At 39.9% G+C, this 15,335-nt stretch carries 13 protein-coding genes; 9 read left to right on the top strand and 4 right to left on the bottom strand.

Annotated features, from left to right (window positions below):
- Positions 1-1,454: NAD(P)H-hydrate dehydratase (locus tag Q0K96_RS13180; protein ID WP_297334448.1), on the bottom strand; the 1,454-nt coding region annotated here is incomplete at its 3' end.
- A 154-nt stretch (positions 1,455-1,608) separates the two neighbouring features.
- Here Q0K96_RS13180 and gcvT point away from each other — a divergent pair.
- The 7 genes from gcvT to Q0K96_RS13145 all read left to right on the top strand — a co-directional run bounded on the left by gcvT (position 1,609) and on the right by Q0K96_RS13145 (position 8,628).
- Positions 1,609-2,691, top strand: coding sequence for a glycine cleavage system aminomethyltransferase GcvT (gene gcvT / locus Q0K96_RS13175; RefSeq protein ID WP_297334447.1), 1,083 nt, complete (start codon positions 1,609-1,611; stop codon positions 2,689-2,691).
- Between the two features lie 5 nt (positions 2,692-2,696).
- A complete protein-coding gene (locus tag Q0K96_RS13170) occupies positions 2,697-4,745 on the top strand; it encodes a S41 family peptidase (RefSeq protein ID WP_297334446.1) in 2,049 nt (682 codons plus the stop codon).
- A gap of 65 nt (positions 4,746-4,810) precedes the next feature.
- On the top strand, positions 4,811-5,521 hold the full coding sequence (locus Q0K96_RS13165) for a YebC/PmpR family DNA-binding transcriptional regulator (protein ID WP_223052540.1): 711 nt from the start codon (positions 4,811-4,813) through the stop codon (positions 5,519-5,521).
- A 160-nt stretch (positions 5,522-5,681) separates the two neighbouring features.
- Positions 5,682-6,239 carry an RNA polymerase sigma factor gene (locus Q0K96_RS13160; protein ID WP_297334445.1) on the top strand — a complete coding sequence of 186 codons (558 nt, stop codon included), beginning with the start codon at positions 5,682-5,684 and terminating at the stop codon, positions 6,237-6,239.
- Positions 6,232-6,780: a hypothetical protein gene (locus Q0K96_RS13155; protein ID WP_297334444.1), complete on the top strand. Its 549-nt coding sequence runs from the start codon at positions 6,232-6,234 to the stop codon at positions 6,778-6,780. Before Q0K96_RS13160 ends, Q0K96_RS13155 begins: the two co-directional genes overlap by 8 nt.
- Positions 6,761-7,813, top strand: coding sequence for a hypothetical protein (locus tag Q0K96_RS13150; protein ID WP_297334443.1), 1,053 nt, complete (start codon positions 6,761-6,763; stop codon positions 7,811-7,813). The genes Q0K96_RS13155 and Q0K96_RS13150 overlap by 20 nt, the downstream gene beginning before the upstream one ends.
- Before the next feature lie 92 nt (positions 7,814-7,905).
- Positions 7,906-8,628 carry a head GIN domain-containing protein gene (locus Q0K96_RS13145; protein ID WP_297334442.1) on the top strand — a complete coding sequence of 241 codons (723 nt, stop codon included), beginning with the start codon at positions 7,906-7,908 and terminating at the stop codon, positions 8,626-8,628.
- A gap of 230 nt (positions 8,629-8,858) precedes the next feature.
- Here the strand turns inward: Q0K96_RS13145 and Q0K96_RS13140 are convergent, their stop codons facing one another.
- The 3 genes from Q0K96_RS13140 to Q0K96_RS13130 form a co-directional block, all read right to left on the bottom strand.
- Positions 8,859-10,169, bottom strand: coding sequence for a glycosyltransferase family 4 protein (locus Q0K96_RS13140; RefSeq protein ID WP_297334441.1), 1,311 nt, complete (start codon positions 10,167-10,169; stop codon positions 8,859-8,861).
- Between the two features lie 2 nt (positions 10,170-10,171).
- Positions 10,172-12,658: a YfhO family protein gene (locus Q0K96_RS13135; protein WP_297334440.1), complete on the bottom strand. Its 2,487-nt coding sequence runs from the start codon at positions 12,656-12,658 to the stop codon at positions 10,172-10,174.
- A 136-nt stretch (positions 12,659-12,794) separates the two neighbouring features.
- Entirely contained in the window at positions 12,795-13,046 is a 252-nt protein-coding gene (locus Q0K96_RS13130; protein ID WP_297334439.1) for a DUF4834 domain-containing protein, read from the bottom strand.
- 125 nt (positions 13,047-13,171) lie between these two features.
- Between Q0K96_RS13130 and Q0K96_RS13125 the strand changes: the two genes are divergently transcribed.
- A complete protein-coding gene (locus tag Q0K96_RS13125; protein WP_297334438.1) occupies positions 13,172-14,170 on the top strand; it encodes a transporter in 999 nt (332 codons plus the stop codon).
- A gap of 3 nt (positions 14,171-14,173) precedes the next feature.
- Positions 14,174-15,292 carry a GTP cyclohydrolase gene (locus tag Q0K96_RS13120; protein ID WP_297334437.1) on the top strand — a complete coding sequence of 373 codons (1,119 nt, stop codon included), beginning with the start codon at positions 14,174-14,176 and terminating at the stop codon, positions 15,290-15,292.
- Positions 15,293-15,335 lie beyond the last annotated feature (43 nt).

Below are 15,335 nucleotides of genomic sequence, written 5' to 3'. Positions count from 1 at the left end.
AGATAAGCTATTATATCAGAGGCTGTAAAAGCCTGTGCACTGATTTCTTTAATTGCAACATCGGCGGTAAGTCCGTGCAGGTAAACCCCTAAAATCGCTGCATGCAAAGGTGTATACCGCTGTGCAAGCAGGCTTGTTATAATGCCGGTAAGTACATCTCCGCTGCCGCCAGTGGCAAGTGCTGCATTTCCGGTAGTATTTATATGCACCTCATCTTTATACGCCACAATAGTATGGGCATTCTTGGCAACTACAATTACATTATATTTTTTTGAAAAATCTTTAATTTTTTGCAGCATTTCAAAATCATCACTCCATTCCCCTATAAGCCTTTGCAGCTCTTTGGGATGTGGGGTAAGTATACTTTGCGCAGGCAGCAGGGCAAGGTGCTCTTTATTAACCGACAGTATATTAAGCGCATCAGCATCTATAACTACAGGTTTAGACTGCTGTTGTAAAAACGCAAACAATGCCTGCTGCGTTTGTGGCTCCTGCCCTATCCCCGGACCTATACACACAGCATCAGGGTTACCATCATAACTTATCTGTTCTATAAAATTTTCACCGCTTGTTATAGCCATTGCTTCAGGAAAATAGCCCTGTATAACGGTGTAGCCGCATTTAGGCAGTAAAGTGGTTACAAGCCCGCATCCGGCTTTCAGTGCAGCTTTAGCCGAAAGGCACACGGCACCAATTTTGCCATAGCTACCGCCAATTATCAGTGCATGCCCCTGTGTGCCTTTATGCGCATAAGGCAATAGCGGTTTATAGAGCTTCACGGCTGCATACCTTTCAGTTAAATGATAATCTGATGGAGTATCTTCAATATAGTGTGCATCAAGCCCTATATCCAGTATAACAACTTTATTCACGAATCTGTAATTATCCGGCAGGTAAAAGGCAAGTTTACCACACTGAAAAGTAAGTACATAATCGGCCTGTACTGCAACATCCGTTTTCTTATCCAGGAAAAGCCCCGATGGTACATCTATAGCTACTATTATGGCACCACTGTTGTTTATACGGTTAATAATAGCTTTAACGGCATCATCAGGTTCTCTGGTAAGCCCAATACCAAATATAGCATCTACAATTACCACCTTGCCTTTTGTGTAAGGCACAATCTCATTATTGTTGCTTTCTATGCCTGCTTCTTTAACCGCTTTAAGATTAGCGGTAAAATCTGCTGTGGGCCTGCCTGCTGTTTCGGCTATATCTAAAACAACATTATATTTATCTTCTTTCAGCAGGCGTGCTATTACGAGGCCATCGCCGCCATTATTGCCCTGCCCGCAAAATATATGAAACAGGGTTTCTTTGTCAGGAAAACTATTTTTAAGCCAAAGGTATGCCTGTGTGGCTGCACGTTCCATTAACACCAAAGATGATATTTGTTGTTTTTTTATGGTGATGGTATCGGCTTCCCTTGCCTGTTCGGCATTAAATATTTTCATGTAGCATAAATTTCTGGATAGTAAAGTTAAAAATAAATAAAGGCAGTTACAGCATGGCCTATGCCTAAAGTAATCCTAATTATTTTGCGGGATAAAAAGTCTTTTGCTAATTTTTCAATACTTTAGCGGTATCAAACAAAACAAACACAAACTAATGAAAAATACTGCGCTTACGCACGTTCACGAAGCACTGGGTGCTAAAATGGTACCGTTTGCAGGCTATAATATGCCTGTTCAATATGAAGGGGTTAATGCAGAACACGAAACCGTTAGAAACGGTGTTGGTGTTTTTGATGTATCGCACATGGGCGAATTTTTGCTTACAGGGCCAAACGCACTGAGCCTGATACAAAAGGTGTGCAGCAATGATGCATCTTTACTTACAGACGGGCGCGCGCAATACTCATGCCTGCCAAATGAGGATGGCGGAATTGTTGACGATCTTATTATATACCGTTTTAACGAAGAGAAATACCTTTTAGTGGTTAATGCCAGTAATATTGAAAAAGACTGGAACTGGATATCAGCTAAAAATGATATGGGTGTAGAGATGCGTAACCTTTCCGATGAGTACTCGCTGCTTGCCATACAGGGGCCAAAGGCTGTTGAAGCCATGCAATCATTAACATCTGTAGATCTTTCAGCTATAAAGTATTATCATTTTGAAGTTGCCGATTTTGCAGGAATAGAGCATGTTATAATTTCGGCTACAGGATATACCGGCAGCGGAGGATTTGAGATATATGCCAAAAACACTGAGATAGAGCAAATATGGAACAAGGTGTTTGAAGCAGGCGAAGCCTATGCCATTAAGCCTATAGGGCTTGCCGCAAGGGACACCCTGAGGCTGGAAATGGGCTTTTGCCTTTATGGAAATGATATAGATGATACTACCTCGCCGCTTGAAGCCGGGCTTGGCTGGATAACCAAGTTCACCAAAGATTTTACTAATTCTGATGCGCTGAAAAAGCAAAAAGAAGAAGGTGTAAAAAGAAAGCTGGTAGGTTTTGAGATTACAGAACGCGGTATACCAAGGCACGATTATGAAATTGCCGACAAAGAAGGCAACGTGATTGGCAAAGTAACATCGGGTACCATGTCGCCATCTTTAAATAAAGGAATCGGTATGGGTTATGTACCTGCAGAATATGCCACTGAAGGCAGCGAAATATACATCAGGATAAGGAAGAATGACGTGCCTGCAAAGGTGGTTAAGCTCCCGTTCTACAAAAAATAATGCTTATGAAAAATATCGCCGCACTTGCTTTACTGCTGTTTGTATCTGCAACAGCACAGGAACATAAAAACGCGTGCGATGTTTTTTTAAAAATAAATTATATGCTGCAAACACGGCATGTAGAACCTAAACCGGTAGACGACAGCCTATCGGTTTATGTTTTTAATACAGTAATTGAAGAACTTGATGATAACCATATTCTTTTCCTGCAGGAAGATTATGACAGGCTGCTAAAGCATAAATATAAAATTGATGATTACCTTACAAGTGGCGACTGTTCCTTTTTTACAGATTTTATAACTACATATAAAATGGCACTGGTGCGCAACAGGCAAATAGCATCTGAGCTTTTTGAAACCGAACTGCCCCTCAATACAACCGATACGATATATTTTTCTAAAAGGGCTTTCCCTTATAATAAAGATATAGCAGTAAGCAGGAAGTTTATCCGCAAAAAAATAACCTATGATATTCTTGAGGACATTGCAAAGCTCAGCAAAAATAAAGATTCACTCATAGCATTGTTACCGGAGCTAAGCCAGGAGTCTAAAAATAAAATTCGCAAAACCTACCTTTGCCGTGCTGATGCACAGCTTAATCCTAAAGAAGGTTTTGAGGAAAATGTCTATAACCGCTTTTATACCGCCTTCTGTGCGTATTTTGACCCCCACTCCACCTATTTTAATTATGATGAAAAAGCATCGTTCGTATCAAGCCTGGTAACAGAAAATTATTCAATTGGTATTTATGTAAGCCAAAACGATAATGAAGAAATAATTGTAGAAGATGTTGTGCCGGGCGGCCCTGCCTATAAAACATCTAAAATTGATAAAGGCGACCAGATACTTAAGCTTGCGGCTAATGATAAAGAATATTCCGTATCCTGTTCTGCTATGGAAACCATAACCGATATTGTATTTTCTGATTCATACCGAAATATTGAGCTTACGTTGCGCAAAAAGGACGGAACCATATATTCTGTTAACCTGGAAAAGATGATTATGAAATCAGACAATCACAGCGTTTACAGTTATATTCTGGGGGATGCTGTGCCGGTAGGCTATATAAAAATACCCAGCTTTTATTCTGCTTTCGACAGCAGCGGAATGAAAGGCTGCGCAGAAGATGTGGCAAAAGAAATTGCAAAACTCAAAAAACAAGGCATAAAGGGGATAATTATAGACCTGCAACACAACGGCGGCGGCTCTATGGATGAGGTAATTAACCTGGCGGGCATGTTTATTAATTTTGGTCCTGTTACCATCATAAAAGATAAAGACAACTACACCAACACCATACAGGATTACAATCGCGGCATGCTGTATGACGGACCGGTTGTAGTATTGGTAAACGGCCTTTCTGCTTCGGCAAGCGAGTTTTTTGCAGGTGTAATGCAAGATTATAACCGCGCCCTTATAGTGGGCAGCCCTACTATGGGGAAAGCCAGCATGCAAACAATATTGCCATTAAGTGAAGACAACAATAACCAGGATTTTATAAAAATATCGATAGATAAATTTTACCGCATAACAGGCAAAAGCAGCCAGTACACAGGTATATTGCCCGATGTAGAACTCCCTATGCTTTTTGACAGCCTTATCCCCCGGGAAAAAAGCCTGCCGACAGCTATGAAAAACGATACACTTGCAGAATCTGAAAGATTTAAAAAAATGCCGGCTGAAGCGCTAAGGCGTGCTGCGGATCTAAGCAGTCAGCGTGTTGCCGCCAGCGGAGATTTTAACGCTATAAAAGCGATTAATGGCGAAATTGACGTTATATACCAAAAAGACAAGAAACCGCTGCCGGTTAACTTTAACACAGTTTTTGACGATGTACATGCTACCGATAGATTGTGGGCAAAAATTGCACTCGTTGCTGATAAAGAAAATGATATACCCATAAAGGCAACCGCAATTAAGAGTAGCAAGAACAACGATGAATTTTATATAAGCATGGACGAATACAAGCGCAAGTCTATTAAAACAGACCTTTATATTGCGGAAGGCTATGCTATTATAAAAGATATTTGTAACAGCATGCCGCACCAAAAATAAAAGCCCTTTCATATTTTTGCAAAAACAGCGAATAAGTTTATTTTTGTGCTGCAAATAAAATAATTATGGGAAGAGCGTTTGAATTTAGAAAAGCCAGAAAAATGAAGCGTTGGTCTGCTATGGCCAAAACATTTACCAGGATAGGTAAAGATATTGTTATTGCTGTAAAAGAAGGCGGCCCAAACCCCGAGACTAATGCAAGGCTTAGGGCGGTTATGCAAAACGCAAAGGCAGCCAACATGCCGAAAGATAATGTTGAACGTGCCATTAAAAAAGCATCTGATAAAGATACTGCCAACTATAAAGAAGTATTGTTTGAAGGCTATGCGCCGCACGGTATTGCTATACTTATAGAAACCGCTACCGATAACAACAACCGTACAGTTGCCAACATTCGCAGCTACTTTAATAAATGTAACGGAACAATGGGCACTCAGGGCTCTGTAGAATTCATGTTCGACCATACCTGTAACTTCCGTATTCCGGCAGAAGGGCTTGATGTGGAAGAGCTTGAACTTGAGATGATTGATTTTGGCGTTGAGGAGATCTTTGCTGATGAGGACGGTATTGTAATGTATGCCCCTTTCGGCAGCTTTGGCGCAATACAAAAAGAACTTGAGAACAGGAACATCGAGATACTTTCCTCTGGCTTTGACAGGATTCCGCAGGTAACGAAAGAACTGACACCTGAGCAGGTTGCCGATGTGGAAAAGCTGCTTGAAAAAATTGAGGAAGACGATGATGTAATGAACGTTTACCACACCATGCAGGAATAAATCCCTGATTATAAGAACATTAAAGCTGCTTTTGGGCAGCTTTTTTTATACATAAAAAATAACAACAGCCTGCAATCCTAAAAAAAATTAAAAATAATTTTACCCAACTGTAACATTAGCAACAGGAGCACAGTCATTATACCAAACCAACACAAATAGCGTGATAGCTGCCGTAGCAGAAACAGACCATCTACTCGCCCTATGTAAAGAAGGCAACCGTAGTGCCCAGTTTGAGGTGTACAAACGGTATTACAAGCCTATGTATAACATAGCGCTACGTATAGTTAAAGATGGCCACTGGGCAGAAGATATAATGCAGGAGGCTTTTTTAAAGGCTTTCACAAAACTGGATAGTTTTAAAGGAGAGGTAACTTTTGGGGCATGGCTTAAGCGGATTGTTATAAACCACAGCCTGGACAATTATAAAAAGTTATGCAAAGAACCGGTGTGTGAGTTAGAGCCGGTGTTATATAAAGTAGAAGATGACAGCGAGTGTACAAACCTGTCTGTTGATTTTACTTCACTTAAAGCAGAACAGGTAAAAACAGCCATAAGCTCGCTTAAAGAAAACTACCGTATTATATTAACGCTTTTATATATAGAAGGTTACGACCAGGAAGAAATTTGTGAAATACTTAAAATAAATGCGGGTAACTGCCGCACAACCATCAGCAGGGCGCGCGAAAGCCTGCTGAAAAAACTAAAGGACAATGAATAACGATAATGAACTGAAAAACCTTTTTGATACTCTTAACGGGCATTGGGATAATGAAGAACCTGCCTTTGGTCATGAAAACAGGTTTTTAGCAAAGCTGGAAGGCAAACAAAAGAAAAAAAGAAACAGGCTTGCCACCACGTTTGCACCCGTTGCCGCTACTATAGCGCTTATGCTCGGAATTTGGTTTATATATATCCAATCTCCGGCAAAAGACGAAACCATTGGCAAGCTGCCGCCTAAAGTTGCACAAACACAAGAATATTTTGCACTTGTTATAGAAAAAGAACTCGCAAAAGTAGAAAATGAAAACAGCCCTGAAACCCGCCAACTGGTTAAAGATGCACTTTACAGGATGTCGGTATTAGAAAAAGACTATGAAAAACTGACAGAAGAATTACTGAAAAAAGGCGAAAACAAAAAGATAATCCATGCTATGATTACCAACCTGCAAACAAGGATATCGTTTCTTGAAGAGGTACTGATACAAATAGAAAACATCAAAAAAATAAAGGATAACTACAATGAAAACAATAACATTTAATTTTCTTGCCCTATTTCTTCTGCTCCCAATAGCTTCTATAGCATCCGGGCCGAGAGGTAAATACACAAAAGAAAGGAAAATCAGTAAGGTGTATAACGTTAGCCCTACGGCTCTGCTTGATGTAGATAACCGGTATGGTAATGTATATGTAACTACATGGGATAAAAACCAAACCTCAATTGATGTTGTAATAACTGTTAACGGTAATGATGAAGCGTTGGTTGTAAAGCGTTTTAACAGTATCGATGTTAATTTTAATGCATCACAAAACAACGTTTCGGCTGATACGGAAATTAGAAACATCAGTTGCGAAAATGTGGGTATGGAAATAAATTATACCATAAAAATACCTAAGCGCAGCCCGGTAACTATTGAAAATGAATATGGCGGAATCATATTAGGTAAAATATACGGGGCTGCAAACCTTAACTGTAAATTTGGAGATATTAAAGCTGAAGAACTTAATGATACCAAAAATATCCTTAAAATGGAGTACTGCGGTGCAAGCCGGATAGGCTATTGGAAAGGCGGAAATGTACTCGCTAAGTTTTCGGGGGTTTATATTGATAAGGGTGAAGAAATAAACGTCAACGCTGAATATACAAACGTTATTATTGATGAGATAAATACCATTAAGCACGATTGTAAATATGGTGACTTACTTATTAAGAGCGGCAATACTATTACCGGCACATGCGACTACCTGCAGATGAAAGTAGGAAACGTGAGCAGCCTGCTTAATGTTACTATAAATTATGGTAATATTAATGTGCAGCATGTTGACCCAAAAATAAAGGCTGTATATATAAATGCCACATACACAGGCATCAACTTTAAGTATGATGAAAACTTTGCTTATACCTTTGTATTTAGCCTTAGTTATGGCAACCTGAACGGCGGTAACAACCTGAAGTTTACAGAGAAAAAAGAAAAAATGATGAGTGCTACTTACAAAGGATACCATAAATCAGCTACAGGCAGCAGCGTAACGATACGCTCAGAATATGGCGATATAAATTTAAAAACAACCTGATACAACCATAACCGCTTTTAAAGCGTCTTACTAAAAACAATCATCAAGATCTCTGCGAGGAGAAACAATCATCAATCAAAAAACGTTCAATCATGAAAAAAGCAATTTTACTTATTGCAGGGCTTTTCTTTGCCCTGTCTGCATCGGCACAACAACATAACCTGCTTGTTGGCAACGGCAAAAAGATCAAGCAATCAAAAGAAGTTGGCGCATTTAATGCTATAGCTATTACAGGCCCTTTTGAAGTAAAACTACAAGAGTCGTCATCATCAGAAATATTTATGCAAGGTTCTGAAAATATTGTTTCGCTGATAGAAATAAAAATTACAGACGGTACATTAAGCATAGGGCTCCCTCAGGATGTAAAACTACAAGCAGATAAAAACAACAGGGTGTTTATAAGTGTGCCTTATACAGCATTAAACAGTATTTACCTGAAGGGTTCCGGCTCTGTAACCTCAAAAGATGTATTTGTCAACCCTGTTAATGTTGCGGTTGATGGTTCAGGAGAAATACATTTAAAAATAGCTACGCCACAGGCTAAAGCAGTGGTTTTAGGAACAGGCTCTATAAAACTGAGCGGGAGTGCAGGAACTTTAATTTGCAACGTTACGGGTTCCGGTGATATAGATGCATACAACGTTAAAAGCGATATAACCGAAGCTTTGGTTTCGGGTAGCGGAAATATCAATGTGTGCTGCAAACATGCTTTAAAAGGCCGTATAAGCGGTTCGGGAAACATAGCTTTTGCAGGCAGCCCCGGGCAGCAGGATTTAAAGAGGTCAGGCTCGGGTGATTTTAGTATGTTGGAATAGTACAGGTTGTGTTTTGTTTTTTGCTTTGTAAAACCATCTGTTTCAGATGGTTTTTATTTTTAAACTTTAACATTAATAGTAATAAAAAAAGTTACACTTGTTTAAGTTTGGCATGTAACTTGCATTATACAATATGAATCTCAGGATTACTTTTTGAGATTTGTTAATAATTGGTTGGTTGGTTTGTTAAGTCCCGTCTGTCCTTCATAAGAGGCAGGCGGGATTTTAATTTAAAGCCGTTTAAGTAATTCAGCCAGTTGAGAGGTAAGGCTTTTGCGCGAATAATGCTGAAGCCCAATTGCAATTGCATTTGCTTTTAAATTACCCTCTCTATAGTTTTGGAAAAACTCCAGTAGCGTATTTTTAACTTTATCTTTTTCGCTATAGGTAGCAAATACACCGGTATTTGTAGTTTTCATTATGTCGGCAAGATCGGCGCCTTCAGGGCCAATAGCAAGAATGGGGCGTTCGGCAGCCATGTATTCGAACAACTTACCGGGAATAATACATTTTGTTTCTTCAGAATTTATCTCTATCAAAAGTAAAACCTGAGATTTGCGCTGCTCGGCCAGCGCAGTATTATGCGAAACATACCCCATGTTGTTTACAAAGCCTGTAAGCCCTGCCTGATTAATTGATGCTATCACCTCAGCACTTACCGCACCTATCAGCTTTAGCTGAAATGCCTCTCTAAAAGCTTCATTTTCATTAATCAGTTCCTGCAATGCCTGCCATAAAGCTAACGGGTTGCGCTCTGAAAGAAATGAGCCGATATGTGCAAGTGTAAATTTTTCGTCAGGAATTTGCCTGCCTATGCTCTCTACATCATAGCCGTTTGTAATAACAGTTACCGGCTTAGTTGTTATGGCTTCAAATTCTTTTTTAGTGGTTGGGCTGGTAACAATAACATGATCGGCAGTGTTTAAAACCTCATGTTCCATCTCCTTGTGTTTCTTTGCGGCTGGATTGCTTAATTTAAGCTCTTTGTGATAACCAATAGTTGTCCATGGGTCTCTGAAATCTGCCACCCAATTTATACCCTGCTCTTTTTTAAGCTGAAGCCCAATAAGGTGCAGGCTATGCGGTGGACCCGTAGTAATTACAGTAGTAATATTATGCTTTGTAATATAATCTTTGAGAAAGGCTACAGACGGCCTTACCCAAAGTACCCTTGCGTCAGGGATAAATAGGTTACCCCTAACCCACAGCATAAGCCGTTGCAACAGCGACTGCTTTTTTTTATCAGGGATAATACCCGAACTTATATCTTTAGTGCTTTTTTTAGAAAATGCCGATGCCCAGTTATACGGCTCTGTTATTAGCTTTTTAATAATAACAGCCTGAGGGTTTACCTCGTCCTGCAGCCCTTTATCAATTAAAGGATAAGTAGGATTTTCCGGGACATATACAACAGGTTGTATACCATAATCGGGCAGGTATTTTACAAACTTAAGCCAACGTTGTACCCCCGGCCCACCCGCAGGAGGCCAGTAATAACTTATTATTAAAACCTTATTGCTGTTTATATCCTTATCAGCCATAGTTATTCCTGTTTACCAGCCACAGGCTTGCGTATAGCCATATAAATACCTCCTGCAAGTAAAAGTATCATGCCTATACTGCTCATCAACGCAATGTTACTGCCTGTTTTTACTACTTGCGGTTCAAACTTAAATTCTATAGTATGTTTGCCTGCAGGTACTTTCATAGCCCTTAGTACAAAGTCTGCCCTAAAATGTGGTGCTTCTTTCCCGTCTATATACGACTTCCAGCCATGCATATAATACATTTCAGAGAATACCGCCAAGCCTTCATTATCGTTATTTGTCGTATATTTAAGATAGTTTGGCTTGTGTTCTTTTAATGTTATGGTTGCCGTACTATCAGCAGGATATGCTGTTTTTTGTACAACTTCAGGATAATCACTTTTGTTTATTACCGCTACATTCCAACTGTCCAGCTTTTCAAGCGATTGAAGCTCTTCATCAGCAGTAGTAACCACTTTTATGCTATTAACAAACCACCCGGGCCCATTAGCATACGGATTTATAATTGGCACATTTTGCCCCTCTCCTGCCTGCAAAATCATGTACTTTATATTGAGTAGGTTAAGCACCGGAAACGGCTTCCCAATTTCCATCGTTTCAGGATTAATAGTATTTAAAACTGCATTAACCCTCGGATCTACCAAGTAATTAAACAACTGGTCCATCCTTTGCGGCCTCACGGCACTATAACCACCAACAGAATTATGAAAGTAAGACGTGCGTGCCTGCAGCCTTCCCTGTGGCTCATATACCCTGTAATAGGTTGTATCTTCCAGTATAAACTGGTCGGCTTCGGTTGCCTGGAATGGTACGTCCATTTCACGGGCACTTACAAAGTCGTCGTTGTTTACATAATTGCGGTCTATCATATACAAATCGCCAACCATAAGCAGCCCAACCACTACTGTAGCCCACATTGCCGATAGCTTATTTTTCATATAAGCCCACAATATGCCTGCCGCAGCCAGTATCAAAAGTCCGCTTCTTATCAGGTCGCCCGTATACATGTCTTTACGCTGCTCCTGCAATGCTTCTACAAACGCCGGGCCTATATCACCATACATCTCCCTGAGCTGCTCATCGTGCATACCTGCAAAGCTGAACATACCCATTGAAAGGAATAAAACTATAACAATACCCAAAGCTGTGCCGCCTGCCAGTTTAAGGGCTTTTAGCTGCTCCGTTTTATCTGATTTAAAATAGGTTTGTAAGCCCATAACGGCAAGTACAGGGAAGCAGAGCTCCAATATTACCTGTATGGAGGATACTGCACGAAATTTATCATACAGCGGAACATAATCTATAAAGAAAGTAGTTAGTTCCGGGAAGTTCTTACCCCACGACAATAGTAACGACAGTATAGCCCCTGCCAGAAAGGCATATTTAATTTTGCGGTTATCGATGAAAAGGGCTACAAGTGCAAAGAAAAATACTAAAGCCCCAATATATGCAGGTGCTTCTACAATGGGCTGTTCGCCCCAATAGGTAGGGACCGATTTTACAAATTCATTAGCTTCCTGAGGGTTCGCCCCCACATCAGATATAAACTCATACATTACAGAGTTTTTGCCCACATCCTCTCTTGCACCCCCACCAAAAAGGCGCGGTGCAATAAGGTTAAAGCTTTCCGCTATGCCGTAGCTGTATTCGGTAATATAACCATATTCCATTGCCGAATCGGTAGTATTTGGCGTGCCATCCGGGTTTGTTGTCAGTTCACTTTTGCCCCTGATACTAAAATCGGTATATTCTGCCGTAGCCATAAGCCCGGTTGCATTTACACCTACGGCAAGTAAAGCAGCCCCTGCAAATACTGCGGAAAGTATTCCTAAATGTTTATATTCTTTAGCTTTAACTATTTGTATTACATAATAAATACCCAATACCAGCAACAGTAGTAAAAGGTAATATGTCATCTGGAAATGGTTGGCATTTATTTCGAGCGCGGCAGCTACCATCGTGAGCAGACCCCCGGCTATATAACGCTTCCTGAATACCAGCAGCACCCCGGCCACCACCATAGGCATATAGGCTATGGCATGGGCTTTTGCGTTATGCCCAACGCCCAGTATAATTATTAAATAAGTAGAAAAGCCGAATGCCAGCGCACCTATAAAAGCTTTTAAAGGGCTTACCCTTAGTACATACATCAGTATATAAAAACCTATAAAATAGAGAAACAAATAATCTGCAGGGCGTGGCAGAAAACGCAAGACAGAATCGAGTTTTTTAATATAATTGTGCGGATAATTAGCCCCCATCTGATAAGTAGGCATACCGCCAAAAGCGCTGTTGGTCCAGTAAGGCTCTTCGCCTGTATCCTTCCTGAAATCGTTCTGCTCTTTGGCCATACCGGTATATTGCACAATATCCGACTGGTATATTTTTTTACCCTGTAAAACCGGATAAAAATAAATAAGCGAAACTATTATAAAGCCAACAAGGGCAAACAAATGCGGGTAAAGCCTATTGATATTCTTCATGTAGCGCTGCCTTTAAATTGATAAGTAAAAACGGCGTGAAGATACTTATTTTAGATAAAAATAATGGCACCCAATATCTTTTTATTGAGCTGCTGCCAATAAAAAAGCCCCTTGTAAAAGAGGCTTTGTATAGGTTTTAATCAATTTCTTCGTAGTCAATATACTCGCCTACTTTTTTCTTTTCGGCAGTCTTGTCCTGTTTATCATTAGTGTTATGTTGCTGCTGGCTGTATTGCTGCTGTTGCTGATAAAAATTTTGTTCGGCTTTTTTTACCACCTGCTGTACAATAACAGGTGCAAAAAGGCGAAGCAGGAACTTAACTGCATAATACACAAGGATCATTATTGCAATTGTGCGCAAAATACCTGTAAAAGATGCTTCTACCATATCATAAAATTTTGTCAAAAATAAGCATTATCGGCTTTAAAATTAAATCTGTCCTCTTAAAATAATAATAAAATATACTATTTTTGAAGGAAACTAACTATCTGCAACCAATAAACGAGCCAAAAATGAAATTTGTCAGGACAATATTGCCAATAGCAATGCTATTTGCCGCACACACTGTAAACGCACAATATACAGACCAGATTAACACTAACAGGCCCGGAAAGTCTATGGGAGCTTTTGCTGTTGGTTTAAGTATATTTCAGGTAGAAACGGGGCTGTATGGCATAAAAGAAGAGCACAGCATACTTAATACCGAAACCAAAGGGCTTGGTGCCGAAATGGCGATAAGGTATGGTGCTTTTATGGAAGAACTTGAATTTATTGCCGACATACAATATCAGGTTGACCAGCAAGAAGATATGATTTACACGTATAACAGGAACGACTTTAAACAGGCAACAATAGGTGCAAAATACCTTGTTTATGACCCTGACAGGGGTTACGACCCTGAACCCAACCTGTATAGCTGGAAAGCAAACCACAAATTTAAATGGAGGAAGCTTATACCTGCCATTGCTTTTTATGCAGGTGCCAACCTTATTGGCGGTAATAATCCATATACATTTCCTGAAGACCATGTAAGTGTTAAAGGTATGGCCATATTGCAGAACCACTGGGGCAAATGGGTGTGGGTAAATAATATTATAGCCGATAAATTTTTTACTGATTATCCTAACTTCGGCTATATTTCTACCCTTACAAGGGGCTTTAACGAAAAATGGTCGGGCTTTGCAGAACTACAGGGCTATAAAAGTGATTTTTATGCTGATATAGTAGGGCGTTTAGGCGCAGCCCACCTGCTTAACGATGTAATGCAGATAGATGCCTCTGTATCGGGCAACTTTAAAGACACACCCTCTATACTATATGCAAGTGTGGGCTTTTCATGGCGTTTTGATGCCAACTACCGTGACATAGTTATTGGCGGAAAAGGCTCCCGTGAGGATGAATATAACGAGGAGAAGAAAAAAGACAAGGAGAAAAAAGAAAAAGAACGCGAAGAACGCAAAAAGAAAAGGGAGCAGCGCCTTGATGAAGTACAACCCGAAGGAGAAAATTAATAAATGATAACCATTAAAGAAGTTACAACAAAAAAAGAACTGAAAGAGTTCATAAAGTTTTCTTTTACACTTTACAAAGGAAATCCTTACTGGATACCGCCACTTATAAGCGAGGAGCTTGAAACATTTGATCCTGCCAAAAATCCCGCTTTTCAAAATGCCGAAGCTAAATTTTACCTGGCATACCGCGACGGGAAGATTGTAGGTAAAACTGCTGCAATCATCAACTGGCAGGAAGTAAAAATGCTGGGTAAGAATAAAGTGCGTTTCGGTTGGTTTGATGTAATAGATAACATAGAGGTAACCACAGCCCTTCTGGATAAAGTTTACGAGTTTGGCAGGGCAAAAGGTATGGAAATGGCAGAAGGCCCAATGGGCTTTTCTAATCTTGACAAGGTTGGGGTGCTAACGGAAGGCTTTGATAAGATTGGTACTGCAGTAACATGGTACAACTACCCCTACTATAAAGAACATTTTGAAAAGCTTGGCCTTACAGTAGAAAAAGAATACCGCGAGAGCATTTTTTCTATGCGCGATGTAGACCCTGCCCCTTTTGTGCGCGGTAGCCAGATGGTACAAAAAAGGTATAACCTGACACCCATAAACTTTAAGACCACAGCAGAGATAATGCCTTATGTAGATAAGATGTTTGCGCTTTTTAATAAGGCGTATGACAGGCTTTCATCATTTGTGCCCGTATCTGACGTGCAGATTGAATACTTTAAAAAGAAATATGTTGGCCTTATTAATCCTGAATATATAAAGTTTATTGAGGATGCCGATAAAAATATTGTTGCTTTTACCATAGTAATGCCTTCTTTTGCAGAAGCGCTTAAAAAAGCGAACGGTAAACTCTTCCCTTTTGGTTTTATTCACCTGCTAAGGGCAAAAAAGCACAGCGAAGATGTAGCCTTCTATCTTATTGGCATAGACCCTGAGTACCAGAATAAAGGAGTTACAGCAATAGTGTTTGATGAATATTATAAAGTTTTTAATAAAAATAACATCCGTAATTGTATTCGCACACCTGAACTGGAAGAGAACCACGCCATGAACAACCTGTGGAAAAACTTTAACCCTGTTGTACATAAGCGCAGAAAAACATACAGCATAAAACTATAATAAAAAAAGCTCCGCAAATGCGGAGCTTTTTTTATGAATATAA

The sequence above is a fragment of the Flavobacterium sp. genome (assembly GCF_024305175.1).
Lineage (GTDB): Bacteria > Bacteroidota > Bacteroidia > Flavobacteriales > Flavobacteriaceae > Flavobacterium.
This window is presented reverse-complemented; position numbering and strand designations above follow the sequence as displayed.

Bases quoted from the DNA above. Each gene is read 5' to 3' on its own strand.
- gcvT (WP_297334447.1), top strand. From the start codon at position 1,609: ATGAAAAATACTGCGCTTACGCACGTTCACGAAGCACTGGGTGCTAAA.
- Q0K96_RS13170 (WP_297334446.1), top strand. From the start codon at position 2,697: ATGAAAAATATCGCCGCACTTGCTTTACTGCTGTTTGTATCTGCAACA.
- Q0K96_RS13165 (WP_223052540.1), top strand. From the start codon at position 4,811: ATGGGAAGAGCGTTTGAATTTAGAAAAGCCAGAAAAATGAAGCGTTGG.
- Q0K96_RS13155 (WP_297334444.1), top strand. From the start codon at position 6,232: ATGAATAACGATAATGAACTGAAAAACCTTTTTGATACTCTTAACGGG.
- Q0K96_RS13150 (WP_297334443.1), top strand. From the start codon at position 6,761: ATGAAAACAATAACATTTAATTTTCTTGCCCTATTTCTTCTGCTCCCA.
- Q0K96_RS13145 (WP_297334442.1), top strand. From the start codon at position 7,906: ATGAAAAAAGCAATTTTACTTATTGCAGGGCTTTTCTTTGCCCTGTCT.
- Q0K96_RS13140 (WP_297334441.1), bottom strand. From the start codon at position 10,169: ATGGCTGATAAGGATATAAACAGCAATAAGGTTTTAATAATAAGTTAT.
- Q0K96_RS13135 (WP_297334440.1), bottom strand. From the start codon at position 12,658: ATGAAGAATATCAATAGGCTTTACCCGCATTTGTTTGCCCTTGTTGGC.
- Q0K96_RS13130 (WP_297334439.1), bottom strand. From the start codon at position 13,046: ATGGTAGAAGCATCTTTTACAGGTATTTTGCGCACAATTGCAATAATG.
- Q0K96_RS13125 (WP_297334438.1), top strand. From the start codon at position 13,172: ATGAAATTTGTCAGGACAATATTGCCAATAGCAATGCTATTTGCCGCA.
- Q0K96_RS13120 (WP_297334437.1), top strand. From the start codon at position 14,174: ATGATAACCATTAAAGAAGTTACAACAAAAAAAGAACTGAAAGAGTTC.